The organism is Kumtagia sp. (assembly GCF_059502445.1).
In genome coordinates this window covers 1-20,322 of sequence record NZ_JCACER010000090.1, presented here as the reverse complement: position 1 = coordinate 20,322, position 20,322 = coordinate 1, and the positions used below count along the sequence as shown (strand labels likewise).

Sequence of the window (20,322 nt, the reverse complement as noted above, 5' to 3'; positions counted from 1 at the left end):
CTCGCCAAACCAGATGGCTTTCCACTATGCATGACTTTCCCCGGACAGCCCTGCCGCAAGGGGGAGGGGGACCAGGCCGGGCCCCATGACTGATCGTCTCACCGACAAGATCATCCCCGTCACCACCATCCTCGCTGTGCTGGTGGCCGTCTGGTACATCGGCGCCGTCGCCATGAACGCGCCGTTCCAGCGCGATCTCGACCGGCGCGGCGACGTCACGCGGACGACGCTGGAATTCGTCGCGGCGACTCTGTCGCAGCCGAAACCGACGCTGCCGGCGCCGCACCAGGTGGCGGCGAATTTCTTCGAGAACACGTTTTTGCGAAAAATCACCAGCAACCGCAGCCTCGTCTACCATTCCTGGGTGACGCTATCGTCGACGCTGGTCGGTTTCCTGTTCGGCACGGCGCTCGGCATCCTGATCGCCGTCGGCATCGTGCATCTGAAATCGCTGGACCGCAGCCTGATGCCGTGGATCATCGCCTCGCAGACCATCCCCATCCTCGCCATCGCGCCGATGATCATCGTGGTGCTGGCGGCGGTGAACGTCACCGGGCTGATCCCCAAGGCGCTGATCTCCACCTACCTCTCCTTCTTCCCCGTCGCCGTCGGCATGGTGAAGGGGCTGCGCTCGCCCGAAATCATGCATCTCGACCTGATGCGCACCTATTTCGCCAGCCCGTCGCAGGTGTTCTGGAAGCTCAGGGCTCCCGCCTCGGTGCCGTTCCTGTTCGCCTCGATGAAGGTGGCGGTGGCGGCGAGCCTGGTCGGTGCCATCGTCGGCGAGCTGCCGACCGGCGCGGTCGCCGGCATCGGCTCCAAGCTGCTGGCGGGCTCCTATTACAGCCAGACGATCGACATCTGGGCGGCACTGGTGGCCGGCTCGGTGGTGGCGGCGCTGCTGGTGGCGCTGGTCGGGCTAGCCGGAAAGATCGTCGAGCGCGCGATGGGAGCGCGGCCGGCATGAGCGCGTTGCTGAATCTCACTTCCATAGCTCCGAAGTCGTGGCAAGGATACGGCGCGCTCGGTCTGATTGCGGTTGCAATCGCGGCGTGGTCGACGGTTGACCCAGGGCCTGGGTTGACGACTGCCAGTTCAATCTCGATCATTGCCATGCTGTTGCTGGCGATCGCCCTCGAAGACCTTCCTCCGGTGCCGGCAGCAGTCGCCTTGTTTGCCGGCGCGCATGGCGCGGTGTGGATGCTGGTCGCGGGGCTCGCCGGCCATGAAGGCTCGGCAGCGCTTCCGTTTTATCTTCTTCTTGCGGCAGCCTGGCTGCTCGCCTGGCGCTGCGTGACGCTGCTCTCCAATCTTCACCCCTCGGCGCGCTGGGCTCAAATCCTGCTCCGTCTGCTGGTCATCCCGGCGATCTTTGGCCTGTGGCTGCTGATCTTCTGGGAGGCGATCACGCGCGGGGCCGGCATCCCCTTCATCCTGCTGCCGCCGCCGAGCGCCGTCGGCGCGCGCATCGCGAACTCCCTGCCGATCCTCGCCGCCGACGTGCGGCAGACCATCTTCAAGGCAGCCCTTGCCGGCTACGCCATGGGCTGCGCGGCCGGTTTCGTCGTCGCCATCCTCGCCGACCGGTTCGGCTTCCTGCGGCGCGGCCTGATGCCGATCGGCAATCTCGTGTCGGCCCTGCCGATCATCGGCGTGGCGCCCATCATGGTCATGTGGTTCGGCTTCGGCTGGGAATCGAAGGCGGCAGTGGTCGTCATCATGACCTTCTTCCCGATGCTGGTGAACACGGTGGCGGGGCTGACGGCCAGCGGCCATATGGAGCGCGACCTGATGCGCACCTATGCCTCCTCCTACTGGCAGACGCTGTTCAAGCTGCGCCTGCCGGCGGCCGCGCCCTTCATCTTCAACGCCTTGAAAATCAACTCGACGCTGGCGCTGATCGGCGCCATCGTCGCGGAGTTCTTCGGCACGCCGGTGGTCGGCATGGGCTTCCGCATCTCCACCGAGGTCGGGCGCATGAACATCGACATGGTGTGGGCGGAAATCGCGGTTGCGGCGCTCGCGGGTTCGGTCTTCTATGGCGTGGTCGCCCTGTTCGAGAGGGCCGCCACGTTTTGGCATCCGTCTGTCCGCGGGGGATAGACAAACTCCAGAGGAAAGAAACATGAAAAAAACGATCGTCTCACTGCTCGCCGGCGCGATGTCGCTGGCCGCCTGGCAGGCGCTTGCCGCCGACGCGGTGACGCTGCAGCTCAAATGGGTGACGCAGGCGCAGTTCGCCGGCTACTACGTCGCCAAGGAAAAGGGTTTCTACGAGGAGGAGAACCTCGACGTCACCATCAAACCCGGCGGCCCGGACATCGCGCCGGAGCAGGTGATCGCCGGTGGCGGCGCCGACGTCATCGTCGACTGGATGGGCGGCGCGCTGGCGGCCCGCGACAAGGGCGTCATGCTGGTCAACATCGCCCAGCCGTTCAAGAAGGCCGGCATGGAGCTGGTCTGCCCGAAGGACGGCCCGGTCAAGACCGAAGCCGATTTCAAGGGCAAGACGCTCGGCGTCTGGTTCTTCGGCAACGAGTACCCGTTCTACGCCTGGATGAACAAGCTCGGCCTGCCGACCGAGGGCGGGGCGGACGGCGTCACCGTGCTGAAGCAGTCCTTCGACGTGCAGCCGCTGATCCAGAAGCAGGCCGACTGCATCTCGGTCATGACCTATAACGAATACTGGCAGCTCATCGACGCCGGCTACAAGCCGGAAGACCTCATCGTCTTCAACTATTCGGCGATGGGCAACGACCTGCTCGAGGACGGCTTGTATGCCATGGAGGACAAGCTCAAGGACCCGGCCTTCGAGGACAAGATGGTGCGCTTCGTGCGCGCCTCGATGAAGGGCTGGAAATACGCCACCGAGAACGCCGACGAGGCGGCCGGCATCGTGGTCGAGAACGGCGGCCAGGACGAGAACCACCAGAAGCGCATGATGGGCGAGGTGGCGAAACTGATCGACAATGCCGACGGCAAGCTGATCGAGGCCGCCTACGAGCGCACCGCCAAGGCGCTGCTCGACCAGAAGATCATCACCAAGGAGCCCTCCGGCGCCTGGACTAGCGCCATCACCGACAAGGCGATCAAGTAGCAGCTGCCGGTTTCGGCGAAGATCGAGGAAGGGGCGGGCGACCGCCCCTTTTCAATATAGGATGCCGTGTTCGGCATAGGCTACGCCCTGAATCCTATTGGAGCACTCTTGAGGCGCCACCTTTATGGTGGCATATTGGCGATGGAAAAGCGAAAGCCCAGCTATGATTTGACGGCGATAAAGGCGGCGCTTAGCTCGCCGAAAACATTGTCAATGACGGCAGTGGCGCGCCGCAACGCGCTCCAACTTGGGTTTGATGCTGCGGGCGTGGTGGAGGTAATCCAAGGCCTGGAACGAAGGATGTTCCAGAAATCGATGACGACCTATGCCGATCATCGAATCTGGCAGGATGTCTATCAGGCAAGGGCGCGTAATATGGTGCTCTATGTGAAATTTCAGGCAAACGTCGTGACTGATTTTACCGTCATGTCGTTTAAGGAGAAATGAGATGATTGCAGAGCGCATTTTTCCGGAGACGATGGTGTCACCCGAGACCGGTGAGCAACTGGTTCGGGGTGTAAGGCCGTTTACCGTCACCTATAAGGGACAGGCTATAACGGTAGACCAACCTGGATACTACAATCCGCGCAATGACGAAGATGCCGTATTCGTCGGGCGGGACATGGAGCCGTCCGACACAGCGCTGCGCGAACTCAAACGCCGCGTCGATGGGTTGCCTGCGCCGAACGACATTAAGGAAATCCGCGCCAAGCTGAAACTCTCGCAACGTGAAGCCGGTGAACTCTTCAAGGTGGGCGAGAACGCCTTCGACAAGTACGAGCGCGGGCTTGTCGAGCCGAGCGGCCCGACGATGCAACTCATGAAGCTGCTGTCAAATCATCCGGAACTCGTCGACGAGTTGCGGAAGTAGGCTGCCGCGCCGGCGCGGTTTTCCGGCGTATGCCAAGGCGCTGCTCGACCGGAAGATCATCGCCAAGAAGCCTCCAACGCCTGGACCAGCGCGATCACGGCCGAGGCGATCAAGTGGAGGCGCTGGCTTCCTGATCGAGAGGGGGCGGGCTACCGCCCCTTTTTTGCTGGATGGGAAACCTATGCCGGCGCGCTTCGTTAGCAGCACAGCCGCCGCCAGTCGCGCGGCGCTCATCAAGGGAGGAATGCCATGAGCAAGTCTGTTTCCCTGCCGTTCGCCGCCGGTCTCGCACTGGCCGCCGCCTTCGTCACTGCGCCGCCGGCCATGGCCGAGATGGTCAAGATGGCGGCCACGCTCGAGGCTTCTCAGGAAGTGCCGCCGAACGACAGCGCCGCCAAGGGCACCGCCGACATCACCTTCGACACCGAGACCAGGAAACTCGACTGGACGATCGAATATTCCGGTCTGACCGGCGATGCCACCGGCGCGCATTTCCACGGTCCTGCCGCGGCCGGCCAGAATGCCGACGTGGCGGTGCCGATCGAGGATCCGAAGAGCGGCGCCAAGGGCTCGGCGACGCTGACGGAGGCGCAGGCGACCGACCTGATGGCCGGCCAGTACTACGTCAATATCCACACCGCGGCGCATGCCGGCGGCGAGATCCGCGGCCAGGTGGAGAGGGCGATGTAGCGCACGGGATGAGCGGGGGTGCTGCCACGCACGATCGGGAAAGGGCGGGCGACTGTCCTTTTGTGCCGCTGCTCCATGCGACAAGCACCAATCGGTGTCGCCTCCTCATTCCCGTTAAGGAGTCGCCGGCGATTCTCCGGGATGCTATACTTAAATCTTGGAGATTTGCGATGACCACCGTTTCCATCGACGCCGATATCGAAGCGATCCTACAGCGCTTCGCCAAGAGCACCGGGCGCACGCGGGAGACCATCCTTCGCGAGGCGATTTTGCGCGGACTGGAAGATCTTGAAGATCAGGAAGATATCCGGCGCTCAGAGCAGATACTCGATCAGCTTGAGCGTGGTGAGATCAGAACCTACACCTCCGCTGAAGTGAGACGCCGGCTTGGCTTGGACGATTGAATATACCGAGCCCGCCGAAAAGATACTGTCAAGGCTCGATCGAAAGGTCGCGCGCCGAATCGTCACATTCCTCGACGAGCGAATTGCTGCCGCCGACGATCCACGCTCGCAAGGGCGGGCGCTATCTGGCGCGTTGCGGGGGCAATGGCGATACCGTGTTGGCGACTATCGCATCATCTGCCGGATCGAGGATCGACGTTTGATTGTTCTCGTCATCGATATCGGTCATCGCGGCGACGTCTATCGCTGATCTCACCGCCCTTCCCGGATATCCGTCAGCGTCCGCGTCGGCGTGATCGCCTCGGGGTCGAGCTTTACCTCGATGATCGCCGGCTTGCCGCTGGCGCGCGCCCGCTCGAAGGCCGGCGCGAACTGGTCGGTCTTCTCCACCGTCTCGCCATGGCCGCCATAGGCGCGCGCGAGCGCGGCAAAGTCGGGGTTGACCAGATCGGTGCCGGAGACGCGGCCGGGATATTCGCGTTCCTGATGCATGCGGATGGTGCCGTAGGTGCCGTTGTTGACGACGATGACGATGATCGGCAGGTCGTATTGCACGGCGGTCGCGAATTCCTGGCCGTTCATCAGAAAACAGCCGTCGCCGGCGAAACAGACGACGTCGCGCTCCGGGAAAAGCTGCTTCGCCGCGACGGCGGCCGGCGTGCTGTAGCCCATCGAGCCCGAGGTAGGGGCGGCCTGGGTGGCGAAGCGGCGGGAGCGGTGGAAGCGATGCACCCAGGTCGCGTAGTTGCCGGCGCCGTTGGTGAGGATCGCGTCGTCCGGCAGCACGCTCTCCAGATAGGCCAGGATCGGCCCCATCCGCACCGGCCCCGGCCCGCTCTCGGGCGGCGTCGACCAGTCGAGATAGGCGGCATGCAGGCGCTCGGCCTCGGCTTCCCAGCTCGGCGGCGCATTCGGCGCCGTCGCGGCGAAGGCTTCGGCGAAAGCCGCGGGCGATGAATTGATCGCGACCGTCGGCCTGTAGACGCGGCCGAGTTCGTTCGGATCGGCGTGGACGTGAACCAGTGTCTGGTCGGGGTAGGGGCTTTTGAGCAGCGTATAGTCCGAGGACGGCATTTCTCCGAAACGCCCGCCGACCAGCAGCACCAGATCGGCCTGCTTGATATAGTCGGCGAGCTTCGGGTTCGGGCCGATGCCGACATCACCCGCGTAACAGGGGTGCAGATGATCGAACAGCATCTGCCGTCGGAAGGAGACACCGACCGGCAGCGCCCAGGCTTCCGCCGCCTTCTCGAAGGCCGATTTGGCGTCCGCCGTCCAGCGCGTGCCGCCGAGTATGGCGAAGGGTCGCCTGGCGTTGGCCAGCAGGTCGGCCAGCTGCCGCATCTCCGGCTCGCCGGGCCGCGTCTCCACCGGCGTCCAGGCTTTCGCCGCCGGCGCCTCGACTTCGCTCACCAGCATGTCCTCCGGCAGCGCGATCACCACCGGACCCGGCCGGCCGGAGGTGGCGACCGAAAAGGCGCGGGTGACGATTTCGGGAATGCGCGAGGCATCCTCGATCTCTGTCGCCCATTTGGCGATCGGGCCGAAGAAGGCCCGGTAGTTCACTTCCTGGAACGCCTCGCGCTCGCGCGCATTGCTGGCGACCTGGCCGATGAACAGGATCATCGGGATCGAATCCTGCATGGCGATGTGCACGCCGGCCGAGGCGTTGGTGGCGCCGGGGCCGCGGGTGACGAAGCAGATGCCGGGTTTTCCGGTCAGCCTTCCGTGGCAGTCGGCCATCATCGCAGCACCCCCTTCCTGGCGGCAGACGATGGTCTTGATCGGCGAATCGTGCAGCGCGTCGAGCACGGCGAGATAGCTCTCGCCCGGCACGCAATAGAGGCGGTCGACGCCGTTGGCCTCGAGTGCCTCGACGATGAGCTGTCCGCCGGTTTTCATGAGCCCTCCAGTTCGGCAAGGATTTCCGCCGTGTGCTCGCCGAGGCGCGGCGAGGGGCGATCATAGACCAGCGGCGTCTGAGAATACACGATCGGCGAGCGCACCGACGGCAGGGTGTTGCCGTGGCCGTCGTCGAGGTCGAGCCGCATCTTTCGCGCGATCGCCTGCGGGTCGGCGAACATGTCGGCGATCGTGTTGATCGGGCTCGCCGGCACGCCGGCCGCCTCGAGCTTCGCCAGCAAGGCGTCGCGCTCGAAACGCGCCAGCTTTTCCACCATCGCCGCACGCAAGGCCACGCGGTTGGCGACACGCGCCGAATTGGTGGAAAAATCCGGATCGTCGGCAAGGCCGTCCAGCCCGACGACCGTACAGAATTTCCTGAACTGCCCGTCGTTGCCGACCGCAAGGATAAAATGGCCGTCCGAGACCGGCAGCACCTCGTAGGGCGCGATGTTGGGATGCGCGTTGCCCATGCGCGACGGCGCCTTGCCGGACACGAGATAGTTGAGGTTCTGGTTGGCTAGCACGGAGATCTGCGCATCGAACAGCGCCATGTCGATATGCTGGCCCTCGCCGGTCGCCTCGGCATGGCGCAGCGCCGCCTGGATGGCGATCACCGAATAGAGGCCGGTAAAAATGTCGGTGACGGCGACGCCCACCTTCTGCGGCTCGCCGTCGGCGGCGCCGGTGATCGACATCAGGCCGGACATGCCCTGCACGATGAAGTCGTAGCCGGCGCGCGCCGCATAGGGGCCGTCCTGGCCGAAGCCGGTGATCGAGCAGTAGACGAGCCGCGGATTGATTTTTCGCAGGCTCTCGTAGTCGAGGCCGTATTTCTTCAGCCCGCCGAGCTTGAAGTTCTCGATGAGCACGTCAGCGGAAGCCGCCAGTCTTTGAATCGTTTTGGCGCCTTCCGGCGTCGAGAAATCCACTGCGATCGAGCGTTTTCCGCGATTGCAGGAATGGTAATAGGCGGCCGACAGGTTCTCGCCGTCCTCGCCCGTCACGAAGGGCGGCCCCCATTTGCGGGTGTCGTCGCCGTCCGGGCTCTCGACCTTGATCACGTCGGCGCCGAGATCGGCCAGCAACTGCCCGGCCCAGGGACCGGCAAGGATGCGGGCGAGCTCGATGACGCGGACGCCGTGCAGGGGGGGATTGGCCATGGAAGCCGGCAGCTCCGTGTTTCCTGTCGGTGCTGCCTAGCAAAGCGCGCGGGGACTGTCACCCCGCGGCTGGCGAGGGCAGGCGGATCAGCCTTCCCGACCCGTCCGGGCCGGGGAAGACCGGCAGCCGGAGTCTTGTTCGCCGGCAGCGTTCGCCTCACCCTTGCGTGCGGAGCGTTTCTCGCCCGCAGGCGTGCTGGATCGCAGCGTTTCGTCGCGAAGGCGCCTGAACTCCCTGAGGCGGCGGAGCAGCAGCGGCCGGATCAATGCCGGGAGAAAGCGATACAGGCGCCAAATCCAGCGGCCACGGGCTGGAAAGACGATGATCTCCCTGTTGGCCTCGACGCCGTCGAGGATGTGCAGCGCCGCCTCTTCCGGGCTGATCCCCTCTGGATAGCGGATTCGCCTGCGGTTCTCGTCGCTCACGTTGACCATTTCCGACGCCGTGGCGATCCCGGTTCTGACATAGCCCGGGCAGACCACGCTTACCTTCACGCCGAGATCGGCGCCTTCATACCGCAACGCCAGTGACAGGCCGACCACGGCGTGCTTGCTCGCGCAGTAGGGCGCGTTGAAAGGCTGCGGCAGCAGGCCGGCAAGCGAGGAGACGTTGACGATATGGCCATAGCCCTGCCTCGTCATCCTTTCATAGGCTGTCCGCGTGCCGTGATGCACCCCGCCCCAATTGACGGCAAATACGTCTTCCCATTGCGCATCCGTCAGGTCGCGCGCGTCGCCGCCGATAGCTGTGCCGGCATTGTTGACCATGAGATCGAGGCGGCCGTGGCGCGCGACGGCAGCTTCCACGAGGCGCTTCACCTGGTCTTCGGCTGCAACGTCGATGACGGCCGATGTGGCGCGGCCGCCTTGTTCGGCGATCTGCCCGGCAGCCTCTTCGGCCCTTTCCCGGCTTCGATCCGCGACCACGACCGTTGCGCCGCGCCGCGCCAACTCCGCGCATAGCGCCCGGCCGATGCCGGAGCCGCCTCCCGTGACGATGGCAATCCTGCCGGTGAAGCTCATCCTTCGCTCCCGCGTTCAGCTTTGGAGCGTAAGGCGCGCCGGCCGGCACTAGTTCCGGCCCGGCAGGAACACAGCCTGCGGGAAAGCGGCGCCGTAATTGGCAAAAACGATCGACCTACACAGGATATGAAAGGTTTTTTCGGCCCGCTTGACCGACAGCCGCTTGCTGAGCGGTTACCTCACCGTCTCGCATCCCGCGTTTCTCTCCGCAATCGGCCGAAGCGGAATCCCTCCGGCCGCGCGGCGCGCACCATCATCATCTCGCCGAGATTTTCGTGGGTTATCAGGCCGACCAGCCGGCCGGCATCGTCGATGATCGCCACGGCCGGAGCCTGCGCCTCCTGCATCAGGCGCAGGCTGTGCTGCAGGTTCTTGCGCGGATGGCTCACCGGGATTTCCCTGAGCATGACTGAGGCCACCGGCGTCGCGGGCCCGCTATCGCGCAGCGCCTTGATCATGACATCGCGGGTGAGCAGGCCTTCGAAGCGGCCATCGTCGTCGACCACCGGAAACTCCCGCTGCGTCGTGGCAAGCAACTGGTCGATCGCCTCGTCGATGCTGGCGGAGCGCTGCAGGCTGGCGAACTTGGTGACCATCACGTCGCCCGCGAGCACGCTGGAGGCGACGTCGCGCATCTGCGCGTTCTGCGCCTCCGCGGCCGCTGCTAGATAGACGAAGATGGCGATGAAGATCAGCAGCGGATTGTAGAACAGCCCGATGAAGCCGAAGACGAAGGCCAGCCCCTGGCCGATCGTCGCGGCGATCTCGGTGGCCCGCGACCAGGGCAGCCATATCGCCAGCACAGCGCGCAGCACCCGGCCGCCGTCCATCGGGAAGGCCGGGATGAGGTTGAACAGCACCAGAAAGACGTTGACGCCCGCCAACCGCACCAGGAAGTCGACGCGGGGGTTTTCGATCGCGGCCATCTGCTCGAGCCCGACCGAATAGCCGAGCGCAGCGAAGATAACGGCGGCGATCGCCACATTGACCAGGGGGCCGGCGATGGCGATCATGAATTCCTGCCCGGGCTGGTCCGGCATGCGCTCGAGGCGGGCCAGCCCGCCGATCGGCAGCAAAGTGATGTCCGGCGTCTTGATGCCGAAACGGCGGGCGGCGAAGACATGGCCGAACTCGTGCAGCACCACACACAGGAACACCGCCAGGATGAACAGCACGCCCTGCCAGGCGGCCGGCGAACCGCCGATCTGGTAGTGCACGAACCATATCCACAGCAGCAGCAGCGCGAAGGTGACGTGCACGCGCACCTCCGTTCCGCCGAAGGTTCCGATCTTGAAGGACCAGGTCATCGTGTTCGGGCTCCGCCATCCCGCGCCGCGGGGAAGGTTCGATTGCCGGCACAACGGCTCAACGGCGGGAAGGCTCCGCGGCGACCCGTTGCGCCCAGACGATGAAATCCTCGGTGATGATATCCCGATTCAACTCATTGAGGGATTCGTGCCGCGTCTCCGGCCAAATCCTTGTTTCAAGATTCGAAAAGCCCATCGCCCGCATCCGCGCCGCGAGCTGTTCGACGGCCTTGCCGTTGTCCGTCGACGGATCGGCGCCGCCGCCGGCGAGATGGAACGGCAGGTCGCGGCGCACGCCGGCGAAGCTGCGGTCGTCGGCGCCGGTGAACACCATGCGAAAGACGTCCCGCCACATCGACACCGACGCGTCCCAGCCGCACAGCGGGTCGGCGATATAGGCCCCGACCTCGGCCGAATCGCGCGACAGCCAGTCGAAAGCGGTGCGTGCATCGGGAACCTTCCGGCCCCAGTCCTGGAAGGTGAGTTTTGGCAGGATGCGCGACGGCACGTCGGACCCCAGCCGGAACGTCTCCCAGGCGAGGATCGCCTGGGCGAGGCGCCCGAGCAGGCCGGCCGAGAAATTGGCATTCCAGATCGCCGCGCCGGCCAGCCGATCGGAGCGGCGCAGCACCGAATTGAGCGCGACGAGGCCGCCCATCGAATGTCCGAAGATGATCAGCGGCAGGCTCGGATGGCGTTCCGCGATGAGGGCGTGGACGGCATCGACGTCGCCGAGCAGCGTGGCGACGCCGTCCGTCGCGGCGAAGCGGCCGGCAGGGGCGTCCGGGGCCCTGGTCAGGCCGTGACCCCGATGGTCGTGCGCATAGACATGGAAGCCGCGTGAGGCGAGCACGTCGGCGAAGCGGGCGTAGCGGCGCGCGTGCTCGGCCAGCCCATGGTTGATCTGGACGACACCGGCCGGCTTGCCGCGTGCATGATGGATGAAAAGGGCGAGCTTCGCGCCGGTCGGCGAAACGAGGCCTGTCTCTTCGTCGAACGGCATGCTTCCCCCTCGCGCGACTCTCCATGGGCAGCGGGGCGGCGTCAAGCCGCCATTCCGCAAGCCGATGCTGCGGAAATGACGAAAAGTCTATTTTCTGGTTCGTCAAATTCTACCGGTGACATGTTGAAAGCAAGGAGATATTGTAGTAACATCTTGGGTTATTTGTTGCGGGCGGGCATGTTTTATTTTGAATAAGACAATGCTTATCAGGATTCGGGCGGGCATGCACGATATGACAAGCTGATATGGCCGGGATATTGTTCGGCCTTTCGTGCGGAGGTGTTTGATACCGGAGAAATCTTCCGGAGAACGACCTGAATCTTGGGGCGATGCGGAGTAGGCGCCCGCGATCATCGCTTCGGCGCAACCCGGATTGGCGATCGCTTCGGCAATGCTGAGGCATTTGCCGGACGTCGACGCCAACCGGGCAGTTGAAGGCAACAAAGGGGGTCCAAACCATGTGCATGATGTGCCAGACCGTCTCGCGGTTCGCGAGCGAAGAGATCGACGCTCCGATGCCGAGCGGTTCCGTCTCGGTCGCCCCGCCGCAGTTCGACCAGATGAGACCTCCCTATGACATGCGGGAGCAAGAGCCCGGCGACGCGTACGGCGCGGGGCGAACCGCGCTGATCAGCCAGGTCTTCGACGCCGCCGACGGCCGTTACGAGTTCAGCGGCAACCAGGACATCGATGCCACCCTGATCGGCTCGCGATGGACGCTGAGCAATCTCACCTTCAGCTTTCCCACCAGCGGCACCTTCTATGCCGACGAGGGATATCCCGCGGGTACCGAACCGGCCGAGCATGTCGCCTTCAACGCGATGCAGCAGGACGCCGTCCGCTATGCGCTGAGCCTCGTGCAGTCCTATACCAATCTGACCTTCACCGAGGTCGCCGAATCGGCCACCACGCATGCGGAGCTGCGCTTCAGCCAGACGTCCTACGACGATGTTCCGTCGGCCTATGCCAATTTCCCGTCCAGTTCGGAGCAGGCCGGCGACGTCTGGTTCGGCATGACCGGCCAGCCCTTCTACGACACGCCGGCGATGGGCAACTGGGGCATGGCCACCATCCTGCACGAGATCGGCCATGCGCTCGGCCTCAAGCATGGCCATCAGGACTACACCGCCGTGGATCTCGCCGGCGACGGATATCTCGATCCGCCGGGCGGCGGCGGACCGCGCTACGGCTCGGCCGAGCTGCCCGCCAACCACGACGGGCAGGACTGGTCGCTGATGACCTACCGCTCCGATCCGGGCGCTCCCGTCGCCTTCCAGGGCGAGGGCTTCAACCAGCCCCAGACCTACATGCAGAACGACATCGCCGCGCTGCAATATCTCTATGGCGCGAACTTCGACACGAACAGCGGCGCCACCGTCTATAGCTGGAACCCGACCACCGGCGAGATGTCCATCGACGGCGTCGGGCAGGCCGCGCCCACCTCCAACAAGATCTCGATGACGCTGTGGGACGGCAACGGCGTCGACACCTACGACCTCTCCAACTACGCGACCGATCTGTCGATCGATCTCGCGCCCGGAGCGTTCTCGACCTTCTCGACCGCCCAGCTCGTCAACCACCGCGCCTACAGCGGCGGCGTCGCGCCGGCCGTGGGCAATGTCGCCAATGCGCTGCTCTACAACAACGACACCCGCTCGCTGATCGAGAACGCCACCGGCGGATCGGGCAACGATTCGATCGTCGGCAACCAGGCGAACAACACCTTGCGGGGCAATGACGGCGGCGACACGCTGGTCGGCAGTTTCGGCAGCGACAAGCTCTATGGCGGGAGCGCCGCCGACACGCTCTATGGCGACGGAATACCCGGCATTCCGCCCGGCGTCGAACTCGGCGACGGCGTCGTCGTCAAGCCGGCCGGCGCCGGCAACATCTCGCTGGCGACGGCGATCGACGTGACCAAGGAGTTCAGCCTCGCTTCCAATACCAACATCATCGACTCCACCGCCACGCCGCATGTGACGATCAGCGGGACCGGAGACGGCAACCGCGACTACTACAAGCTCACCGTCAATGCCGGGACGACGCTTACCTTCGACATCGACAACACGTCCGGCGTCGACAGTTTTCTTTTCCTGTACGATCCGACCAGCACCCCCGTCGCCTTCGACGACGACAGCCAGGTCACCGAGGGAGCCGGAGGGTCGACCAGCAGCTTCGACTCCTACCTGACCTACCAGGTGAAGACCGCCGGAACCTACTACATCGAGGTCGGCGCCTATGTCAGCAGCACCTCCAACGGCCCGATCGGCAGCGGAGCGCTCTACGATCTCCAGATCTCCGCGGGCGGCACTCCGGGAAGCGGCGGCGGAACGGGCAACGACACCCTGGACGGCGGCACGGGCGACGACAGCATGGCCGGCGGTGCCGGCAGTGACGTCTATTTCGTCGATTCCGCCGCAGACGTGGTGACCGAGACGGCCGGAAACGGCACCGCCGACCGGGTCGCGGCGCGCGCCAGCTACGCGCTGGCGGCGGGCGTCTCCATCGAGCTGCTGACGACGACGTCGTCGGCGGGCACCACCGCCATCGACCTGAGCGGCAACGCGCTCAAGCAGACGACCACCGGCAATGCCGGCGCGAACACTTTGAAGGACGGCGGCGGCGTGGCCGACGCCCTGAACGGATTGGGCGGCGACGACATCTACCTGGTCTATGCCGCCGGAACGACGGTGGCCGAAGCGGCCGGCCAGGGCAGCGACCGGGTGGCGGCGGCCGTCGACTTCGCGCTCGGCGCCGGTGTCCATATCGAGGTTCTGACGACGACGTCCTCCGGCGGCACCGCGGCGATCGACCTCACCGGCAATGCGCTGCAGCAGGACATCACCGGCAATGCCGGCGACAACATTTTGCACGACGGCGGGGCGGGTGCCGCCGACACGCTGAAGGGGCTGGGCGGCAACGACACCTATCGCGTCTACAATGCCGGCGACGTCGTCGTCGAGACCGCGGCACAGGGCGTCTACGACGTGGTGATGGCGGCGGTGGACTACGTGCTCACCGCCGGCGCGCATGTCGAGCGGCTGGCCACCAACGGCACCGCCGGCACGTCGGGCATAGACCTCACCGGCAACGAGATCGGCCAGGAGGTGGTCGGCAACAGCGGCGCCAACAAGCTCGACGGCAAGGGCGGCGACGACACCATGAAGGGTCTTGCCGGCAAGGACACGCTGACCGGCGGGACCGGCAAGGACCTGTTCGTCTTCAGCACGGCGCTGAACGCCTCGACCAATGTCGACACCGTCACCGACTTCAACGTGCCCAACGACACGATCGGGCTGGACGACGCGATCTTCGCCGCGCTCAGCCTCGGCACGCTGGCGGCCTCGGCCTTCTGGGCGAGCACCACCGGCCTCGCTCACGACGCCAGCGACCGGATACTCTACGAAACCGACACCGGCGCGCTGTTCTACGATGCCGACGGGACCGGCGCTGGCGCGCGCATCCAGTTCGCCGTGCTGACCGGACTGCCGGCGCTCGCCAACGCCGACTTCACCGTGATCTGACCCGTTCCGGGCGCCACCAAGCGCCGGCGCCCGGGCAGTGTCGGGGATTCCGGCGGCGCGTTGCCGCGATACGGTTTCGCGCATGCCGCCGCGGCGCATATTCGCCACTTGGCGATTGCCGTTTGCCGCTCGTTCGCCTACATAGCGCGCAACTCCCGTAACAGCGTCCGAAAGGTTTTGCGCGCGTGGCACGCCAGTTCATCTATCACATGGCCGGCCTGAACAAGGCCTACGGCACCAAGAAGGTGCTGGAAAACCTCCACCTCTCCTTCTATCCCGACGCCAAGATCGGCATCCTCGGCCCCAACGGCGCCGGCAAGTCGACCGTGCTCAAGATCATGGCCGGCATCGACAAGGAATTTTCCGGCGAGGCGTGGCTCGCCGAAGGCGCCACTGTCGGCTACCTCGCGCAGGAGCCGGCGCTCGATGCGTCGAAGACGGCCTTCGAGAACATCATGGAAGGCGTCGCCAGGAAGACCGCCATCATCGAGCGCTACAACGAGCTGATGATGAACTACTCCGACGAGACCGCCGACGAATCGGCGAAGCTCCAGGACGAGATGGACCGCCTCAATTTGTGGGACCTCGAGCAGCAGGTCGAGATGGCCATGGAGGCGCTGGGCTGCCCGCCCAAGGACGCCGACGTGACCAAGCTCTCGGGCGGCGAGCGCCGCCGCGTCGCGCTGTGCAAGCTGCTCTTGTCCGAGCCCGACCTGCTGCTGCTCGACGAGCCGACCAACCATCTCGACGCCGAGACCACGGCGTGGCTGGAAAAGCACCTGCGCGCCTACAAGGGCGCCGTGCTGATCATCACCCACGACCGCTATTTCCTCGACAACGTCACCGGCTGGATCCTCGAGCTCGACCGCGGCCGCGGCATCCCATACGAGGGCAACTACACCGCCTATCTCGAAGCCAAGGCCAAACGCCTGAAGCAGGAGGGCCGCGAGGACGACGCCCGCCAGCGCGCGATTTCACGCGAGCGCGAGTGGATCGCCTCCTCGCCGAAGGCCCGGCAGACGAAGTCCAAGGCGCGCATTAAGGCCTTCGAGGACCTTTTGGAGCAGGCTGACAAGCGCCGGCCGAGCGACACGCAGATCGTCATCCCGCATGGCGAGCGGCTGGGCAACGTCGTCATCGAGGTCGAGGGCCTGTCGAAGGGTTTTGGCGACCAGCTGCTCATCGAGGACCTGTCGTTCAAGCTGCCGCCCGGCGGCATCGTCGGCGTGATCGGCCCGAACGGCGCCGGCAAGACCACGCTGTTCAAGATGATCACCGGTCAGGAGACGCCGGATTCCGGCTCGATCCGCGTCGGCGAGACGGTGAAGCTCGGCTATGTCGACCAGAGCCGCGACGCGCTCGATCCCAACAAGACGGTCTGGGAGGAAATCTCCGGCGGCGCCGAGGTGGTGAAGCTCGGAAAGTTCGAGGCCAACACCCGCGCCTACTGCTCGTCCTTCAATTTCCGCGGCGGCGACCAGCAGCAGAAGGTCGGCAACCTCTCCGGCGGCCAGCGCAACCGCGTGCACCTGGCAAAGATGCTGCGCACCGGCGGCAATGTGCTCCTGCTCGATGAGCCGACCAACGACCTCGACACCGAGACGCTGGCAGCGCTGGAAGACGCGCTGGAAAGCTATGCCGGCTGCGCTGTCATCATCAGCCACGACCGCATGTTCTTGGACCGCATGGCCACCCACATGCTCGCCTTCGAGGGCGACAGCCATGTCGAGTGGTTCGAGGGCAATTTCGAGGACTATGAAAAGGACAAGGTCCGCCGCCTGGGACCGGACGCGATCAACCCGCACAGGATGACGTACAAGCGGCTGACAAGGTAGGGACGGTCACTGAGCCTTCAAGTGCAAAGTGGTTTTGGCTGCCAGCAAGTTTTTTCCGCTAGATCCTTGGACGCGAAGCTGATATCTTTGGGCAGTGAAGGGGTGAGTGTTTTGGCCCACGCGCTGATGAATATCGATGCTTTTCAGTTCCTCGATGACATAGCCGAGGGATCTGTTGATATGGTGGTGTCCTCCCCTCCATACTTTATGGGCAAGGAATATGATCGCAGTTCGCGTGTTGAGGATTTCATTTCAGATCACGTTCGTATTCTGCCGAAGATTGTACGGGTTCTAAAACCCGGCGGCAGCATATGTTGGCAAGTGGGAAGCCATGTGCGCGACGGCATTATGATTCCTCTTGATGCTCTTGTTTACTCTGCGTTTTCCTCCCCGGAACTATTCCTTCGCAATCGAATCGTTTGGTCCTTTGGCCACGGTGCGCATTCGCAGCGGCGCTTTTCAGGTCGGCACGAAACTGTCCTGTGGTATACAAAAGGCGCGCACTATCACTTTGATCTGGACGCTGTGCGCATTCCACAAAAGTATCCCGGCAAGCGACATTACAAGGGACCCAAAAAGGGGGAGTGGAGCGGTAATCCGCTGGGTAAAAATCCAGGGGATGTTTGGGAAATCCCGAATGTGAACGCCAGACACATAGAAAAAACCGAACATCCATGTCAATTTCCGGTCGCTTTGATACAACGGTTGGTTCGTGCACTAACGGCGCCAGGAGGAACTGTGGTGGACCCCTTTATGGGCTCGGGATCAGCTGGAGTGGCGGCCCTGATCGAAGGGAGAAATTTTTTAGGATGCGATATTTCTGAAAAGTATGTCGAGATCGCGCGAGCGCGGTTAGGCGCGGCGGCTGGCGGAAAGGCAAACATTCGACCCTTGGATCGGCCACTATATGTACCGAAGGTAAGCGAAGCCGTAGCGACGACGCCTTCTCATTTTTTGGCAGCACAAGGGAGACGTGTTGCATGATCAGGACGCGTGCGGTCAGAGTTGAACAAGGCAAGTTAACTTTCTATCTGATTGCGCTGAATGCATCCCAGCTATGGGACGTACTCACAATTAATCAGCGTGTCGAAGCAAAAGACGAAGGCTATCAAAGGGTGCTGTCACCCGGTCGGGTTAGGGCAGTTTCGCGCTATATTGAGTCTGGTGGAGCCGTTCCGGGATCGGTAATAGTGTCTTTCGACAAATTGAATTTTAGTGTTGAAAGCGATGAACTTGAAATCCCCGATGGTGAAACTGGTTGGGTTATAGATGGTCAGCATCGACTAGCCGGCGCTCACGAGGCGGCTCAAGCTGGAACGGATATTATTTTGCCAGTTGCGGCCTTTGCTGGGCTTTCATTTGAGGCTCAGGTGGAGTTATTTATAACTATAAATCGCGAAGCGAAGAATGTTCCTTCGTCGTTGTATCTTGATCTTTTGAAGCATCTTCCAAAGAAGAAGAGCGAAAAAGAGCTTACAGAAGAGCGCATTAGTGACATTGCGCGAACTCTGAATAATGATGAGGCTTCCCCCTTTTTTCAGAGGATAATTTTTACAAGAACGGCTAGAGCCGGGGAGATTTCTCTAACGAACTTTGCTCGTGTCCTTCGTCCGCATCTGCAGAAGACTGGAGGAACACTTAGCCCATTTACTCAAACCGAGCAAGTTGGTGTGATTAGCAACTACTATAGGGCGCTTGAGATGGCATTCCCGACTTTGGCGAAGGCCGATAGCTCTGTCCTTTTTCGCACTGTCGGTTTTGGTGGCGTTTGGCGGGCCTTCCCGCTAGTTTTTAGTAACGCCCTCTCTCGGCACAAAGCTGCGAGTGTTTCCGCGTTTGCCAAGGTTTTAAAACAGATCGCTGGATTCAATTTCGATGACTGGACACAGTACGGGACGGGAACTGCTGCAGAAGGGCAGGCTGGTGATGATATGATAGCGAGTCTGCAAGAAGCGCTTGCTGCGGACGAAGAAGGTGGAACAGGGCTCAAGCTCTGACATATGGCGACTGAAAAGGATCTGCCTCATCGAACTTGGTCAGCGTTGCGTGAGCTTTGGCTGGAGCATGTACCTGCTGATCTAACACCTGCAGATATTGATTCGCTTTCCCGTGTTGTACATGCTCATGGACATCCTATTGATCGGGCGCCCATACCGCTGGTGTCGGGACTACGCGAGCAAGCGCTGTCTGAGGCTCTGTTTGTGAGAGCGAAATCGCTCTATTGCCTTGAATGTGGTATTCGATCGAATGATGAGGGGTTTGCAACTTGGTCGTCGATGACCATGTACGAAGCTTGTTTTTTTGCTGCAAAGGCTTTTTGTTATCTTTTGGGAATTCGCGATTTGTCCCGAGATTCAAATATTTATGTTGATCTATTTTTTCAAGAATATAAGAAGGGACGAGTTATATTTGACGGTCATAAAGCGTACTTGATGAAGGGGCGATTGACGCATAGTTCCCTTTGGAAGATTTTTCCGCGTCTTATTAGAACGTTTACATTGGATTTGCAATTCCACCAGGAAGGGATTTTAGAACTCAGAAAATTCGATTTTGATTCATTTTCGCGAGAGAGAAATAGAATACTATATAAGTCTTTTAGTTGGAGCCGAGAAGACAGTATTGAGACCAGTGACATGTTCGCTCCGGTATCATACATTGACAATAGGAGATTTATTTCTGGCGAAAATTCATTCGCTGAGTACTACTCAGGTTATTACCTGGTGGCTGTTGCCGTAAACAACTTGATTGAATTCTTGATTCGCGATTTGGGGACGTTGGCTCCGGCTTTGGTGTCGGAAGTTGAGCTTCGTCCCGGTCCACGTATTCTGACGTCATTCGCCATGGTTTAAGCTTCGATTGAACCGTATGCATAACCGTATGCATAGTCGGTGGCTAGCTGCCGGCTGTGGTAAACAAGCCTGCTGAAGTCCGCTATCCTGTGCGTCCGTGCGAACCAAGGGCGACCGCCATGGAAGACCTCGACCGTCTTGACGACATCCGCACAAAACTGATCGCAGCCAAGGAGACGCTGGAGCGGGCGCGCTACCGGGTCGACGCGCTCGACCTGATCCTGGAGGGCGTGGCGGACCAGAAGATCCGGGGCGCCTGCCACGAGGTGTTCGGTCTGGCCGCCGAGCAGCTCGATGCCCTCGACGACCGGCTCGACGAAATCTATCGCGACGTCTCGGCAATCGCCCGCGAGGCCCGCGACAAGGCGCCGGAATGAAGGCGGGTACTTCGTGTTCTGACGCCAGCCCCGTTGTCAGCATCCGTCAGGATTGTTTTCCCAAACTTATCCCCGCCCTCCCTACCGGAGCGACAATCCCGCCGCCTGCGCAGGAAAGGAGGCGGCGGTGGACTGGAATGCGGCGATCGAGAAGAACCGGGAGGCGCTGGAGCGTATCCTCGCCATGCTCGTCGCCATGGCCGGGCTGGATCTCGGGGAACTCAGGGGACAGTTTTACCCCGACTCCCTGGAGACCCGAAGAACGGCGTTGACGTTG

General features: G+C 62.7%; 19 protein-coding genes. 14 read left to right on the top strand and 5 right to left on the bottom strand.

The genetic code is table 11. The features are described 5' to 3' along the window. Positions 1-85 precede the first annotated feature (85 nt). From AC5JDC_RS23890 to AC5JDC_RS23855, 8 genes are all read left to right on the top strand, one after another. Positions 86-967 carry an ABC transporter permease gene (locus AC5JDC_RS23890; RefSeq protein WP_495845240.1) on the top strand — a complete coding sequence of 294 codons (882 nt, stop codon included), beginning with the start codon at positions 86-88 and terminating at the stop codon, positions 965-967. Then, on the top strand, positions 964-2,103 hold the full coding sequence (locus AC5JDC_RS23885; RefSeq protein ID WP_495845238.1) for an ABC transporter permease: 1,140 nt from the start codon (positions 964-966) through the stop codon (positions 2,101-2,103). Before AC5JDC_RS23890 ends, AC5JDC_RS23885 begins: the two co-directional genes overlap by 4 nt. A gap of 22 nt (positions 2,104-2,125) precedes the next feature. Continuing rightward, positions 2,126-3,097, top strand: a complete 972-nt coding sequence (locus AC5JDC_RS23880) for an ABC transporter substrate-binding protein (protein ID WP_495845237.1) — start codon at positions 2,126-2,128, stop codon at positions 3,095-3,097. Positions 3,098-3,238: 141 nt separating this feature from the next. Then, on the top strand, positions 3,239-3,544 hold the full coding sequence (locus tag AC5JDC_RS23875; RefSeq protein WP_495845235.1) for a type II toxin-antitoxin system MqsR family toxin: 306 nt from the start codon (positions 3,239-3,241) through the stop codon (positions 3,542-3,544). Position 3,545: 1 nt separating this feature from the next. Further along, entirely contained in the window at positions 3,546-3,968 is a 423-nt protein-coding gene (locus tag AC5JDC_RS23870; protein WP_495845233.1) for a type II toxin-antitoxin system MqsA family antitoxin, read from the top strand. Positions 3,969-4,217: 249 nt separating this feature from the next. Next, complete coding sequence (locus AC5JDC_RS23865; RefSeq protein ID WP_495845231.1) at positions 4,218-4,658, top strand: CHRD domain-containing protein; 441 nt, start codon at positions 4,218-4,220, stop codon at positions 4,656-4,658. 170 nt (positions 4,659-4,828) lie between these two features. Continuing rightward, entirely contained in the window at positions 4,829-5,062 is a 234-nt protein-coding gene (gene relB / locus AC5JDC_RS23860) for a type II toxin-antitoxin system RelB family antitoxin (RefSeq protein ID WP_106770893.1), read from the top strand. Then, positions 5,046-5,312 carry a type II toxin-antitoxin system RelE family toxin gene (locus AC5JDC_RS23855; protein ID WP_106770894.1) on the top strand — a complete coding sequence of 89 codons (267 nt, stop codon included), beginning with the start codon at positions 5,046-5,048 and terminating at the stop codon, positions 5,310-5,312. Before relB ends, AC5JDC_RS23855 begins: the two co-directional genes overlap by 17 nt. Positions 5,313-5,314: 2 nt before the next feature. On the opposite strand, the gene AC5JDC_RS23850 is transcribed toward AC5JDC_RS23855, so the two are convergent. The 5 genes from AC5JDC_RS23850 to AC5JDC_RS23830 all read right to left on the bottom strand — a co-directional run bounded on the left by AC5JDC_RS23850 (position 5,315) and on the right by AC5JDC_RS23830 (position 11,460). Then, complete coding sequence (locus tag AC5JDC_RS23850) at positions 5,315-6,964, bottom strand: thiamine pyrophosphate-binding protein (protein WP_495845227.1); 1,650 nt, start codon at positions 6,962-6,964, stop codon at positions 5,315-5,317. After that, complete coding sequence (locus tag AC5JDC_RS23845) at positions 6,961-8,127, bottom strand: CaiB/BaiF CoA transferase family protein (protein ID WP_495845225.1); 1,167 nt, start codon at positions 8,125-8,127, stop codon at positions 6,961-6,963. The genes AC5JDC_RS23850 and AC5JDC_RS23845 overlap by 4 nt, the downstream gene beginning before the upstream one ends. Before the next feature lie 87 nt (positions 8,128-8,214). After that, positions 8,215-9,150 (bottom strand): SDR family NAD(P)-dependent oxidoreductase, encoded by a 936-nt coding sequence (locus AC5JDC_RS23840; protein WP_495845223.1) that lies wholly within the window; start codon positions 9,148-9,150, stop codon positions 8,215-8,217. A gap of 179 nt (positions 9,151-9,329) precedes the next feature. Further along, positions 9,330-10,457, bottom strand: coding sequence for a site-2 protease family protein (locus AC5JDC_RS23835; RefSeq protein WP_495845221.1), 1,128 nt, complete (start codon positions 10,455-10,457; stop codon positions 9,330-9,332). A 58-nt stretch (positions 10,458-10,515) separates the two neighbouring features. Continuing rightward, positions 10,516-11,460, bottom strand: a complete 945-nt coding sequence (locus AC5JDC_RS23830; RefSeq protein ID WP_495845219.1) for an alpha/beta fold hydrolase — start codon at positions 11,458-11,460, stop codon at positions 10,516-10,518. 515 nt (positions 11,461-11,975) lie between these two features. On the opposite strand from AC5JDC_RS23830, the gene AC5JDC_RS23825 reads away from it, so the two are divergent. The 6 genes from AC5JDC_RS23825 (at position 11,976) to AC5JDC_RS23800 (ending at position 20,045) form a co-directional block, all read left to right on the top strand. Then, the gene (locus tag AC5JDC_RS23825) at positions 11,976-14,984 is read left to right on the top strand and encodes a M10 family metallopeptidase C-terminal domain-containing protein (RefSeq protein ID WP_495845217.1); all 3,009 of its coding nucleotides are present in this window, start codon (positions 11,976-11,978) and stop codon (positions 14,982-14,984) included. Between the two features lie 185 nt (positions 14,985-15,169). Continuing rightward, positions 15,170-16,819: an energy-dependent translational throttle protein EttA gene (gene ettA / locus AC5JDC_RS23820; protein WP_495845215.1), complete on the top strand. Its 1,650-nt coding sequence runs from the start codon at positions 15,170-15,172 to the stop codon at positions 16,817-16,819. A gap of 66 nt (positions 16,820-16,885) precedes the next feature. Further along, the gene (locus tag AC5JDC_RS23815; RefSeq protein WP_495845213.1) at positions 16,886-17,803 is read left to right on the top strand and encodes a DNA-methyltransferase; all 918 of its coding nucleotides are present in this window, start codon (positions 16,886-16,888) and stop codon (positions 17,801-17,803) included. After that, complete coding sequence (locus AC5JDC_RS23810; protein ID WP_495845211.1) at positions 17,800-18,816, top strand: DGQHR domain-containing protein; 1,017 nt, start codon at positions 17,800-17,802, stop codon at positions 18,814-18,816. Before AC5JDC_RS23815 ends, AC5JDC_RS23810 begins: the two co-directional genes overlap by 4 nt. A gap of 3 nt (positions 18,817-18,819) precedes the next feature. Beyond that, complete coding sequence (locus tag AC5JDC_RS23805; protein WP_495845209.1) at positions 18,820-19,668, top strand: hypothetical protein; 849 nt, start codon at positions 18,820-18,822, stop codon at positions 19,666-19,668. 119 nt (positions 19,669-19,787) lie between these two features. Further along, the gene (locus AC5JDC_RS23800; protein WP_495845207.1) at positions 19,788-20,045 is read left to right on the top strand and encodes a hypothetical protein; all 258 of its coding nucleotides are present in this window, start codon (positions 19,788-19,790) and stop codon (positions 20,043-20,045) included. The last annotated feature ends 277 nt before the right edge of the window (positions 20,046-20,322 follow it).

Coding starts and splice junctions, on each gene's coding strand:
- AC5JDC_RS23890 (WP_495845240.1), top strand. CDS start 86: ATGACTGATCGTCTCACCGACAAGATCATCCCCGTCACCACCATCCTC.
- AC5JDC_RS23885 (WP_495845238.1), top strand. CDS start 964: ATGAGCGCGTTGCTGAATCTCACTTCCATAGCTCCGAAGTCGTGGCAA.
- AC5JDC_RS23880 (WP_495845237.1), top strand. CDS start 2,126: ATGAAAAAAACGATCGTCTCACTGCTCGCCGGCGCGATGTCGCTGGCC.
- AC5JDC_RS23875 (WP_495845235.1), top strand. CDS start 3,239: ATGGAAAAGCGAAAGCCCAGCTATGATTTGACGGCGATAAAGGCGGCG.
- AC5JDC_RS23870 (WP_495845233.1), top strand. CDS start 3,546: ATGATTGCAGAGCGCATTTTTCCGGAGACGATGGTGTCACCCGAGACC.
- AC5JDC_RS23865 (WP_495845231.1), top strand. CDS start 4,218: ATGAGCAAGTCTGTTTCCCTGCCGTTCGCCGCCGGTCTCGCACTGGCC.
- relB (WP_106770893.1), top strand. CDS start 4,829: ATGACCACCGTTTCCATCGACGCCGATATCGAAGCGATCCTACAGCGC.
- AC5JDC_RS23850 (WP_495845227.1), bottom strand. CDS start 6,964: ATGAAAACCGGCGGACAGCTCATCGTCGAGGCACTCGAGGCCAACGGC.
- AC5JDC_RS23845 (WP_495845225.1), bottom strand. CDS start 8,127: ATGGCCAATCCCCCCCTGCACGGCGTCCGCGTCATCGAGCTCGCCCGC.
- AC5JDC_RS23840 (WP_495845223.1), bottom strand. CDS start 9,150: ATGAGCTTCACCGGCAGGATTGCCATCGTCACGGGAGGCGGCTCCGGC.
- AC5JDC_RS23835 (WP_495845221.1), bottom strand. CDS start 10,457: ATGACCTGGTCCTTCAAGATCGGAACCTTCGGCGGAACGGAGGTGCGC.
- AC5JDC_RS23830 (WP_495845219.1), bottom strand. CDS start 11,460: ATGCCGTTCGACGAAGAGACAGGCCTCGTTTCGCCGACCGGCGCGAAG.
- AC5JDC_RS23825 (WP_495845217.1), top strand. CDS start 11,976: ATGCCGAGCGGTTCCGTCTCGGTCGCCCCGCCGCAGTTCGACCAGATG.
- AC5JDC_RS23810 (WP_495845211.1), top strand. CDS start 17,800: ATGATCAGGACGCGTGCGGTCAGAGTTGAACAAGGCAAGTTAACTTTC.
- AC5JDC_RS23805 (WP_495845209.1), top strand. CDS start 18,820: ATGGCGACTGAAAAGGATCTGCCTCATCGAACTTGGTCAGCGTTGCGT.
- AC5JDC_RS23800 (WP_495845207.1), top strand. CDS start 19,788: ATGGAAGACCTCGACCGTCTTGACGACATCCGCACAAAACTGATCGCA.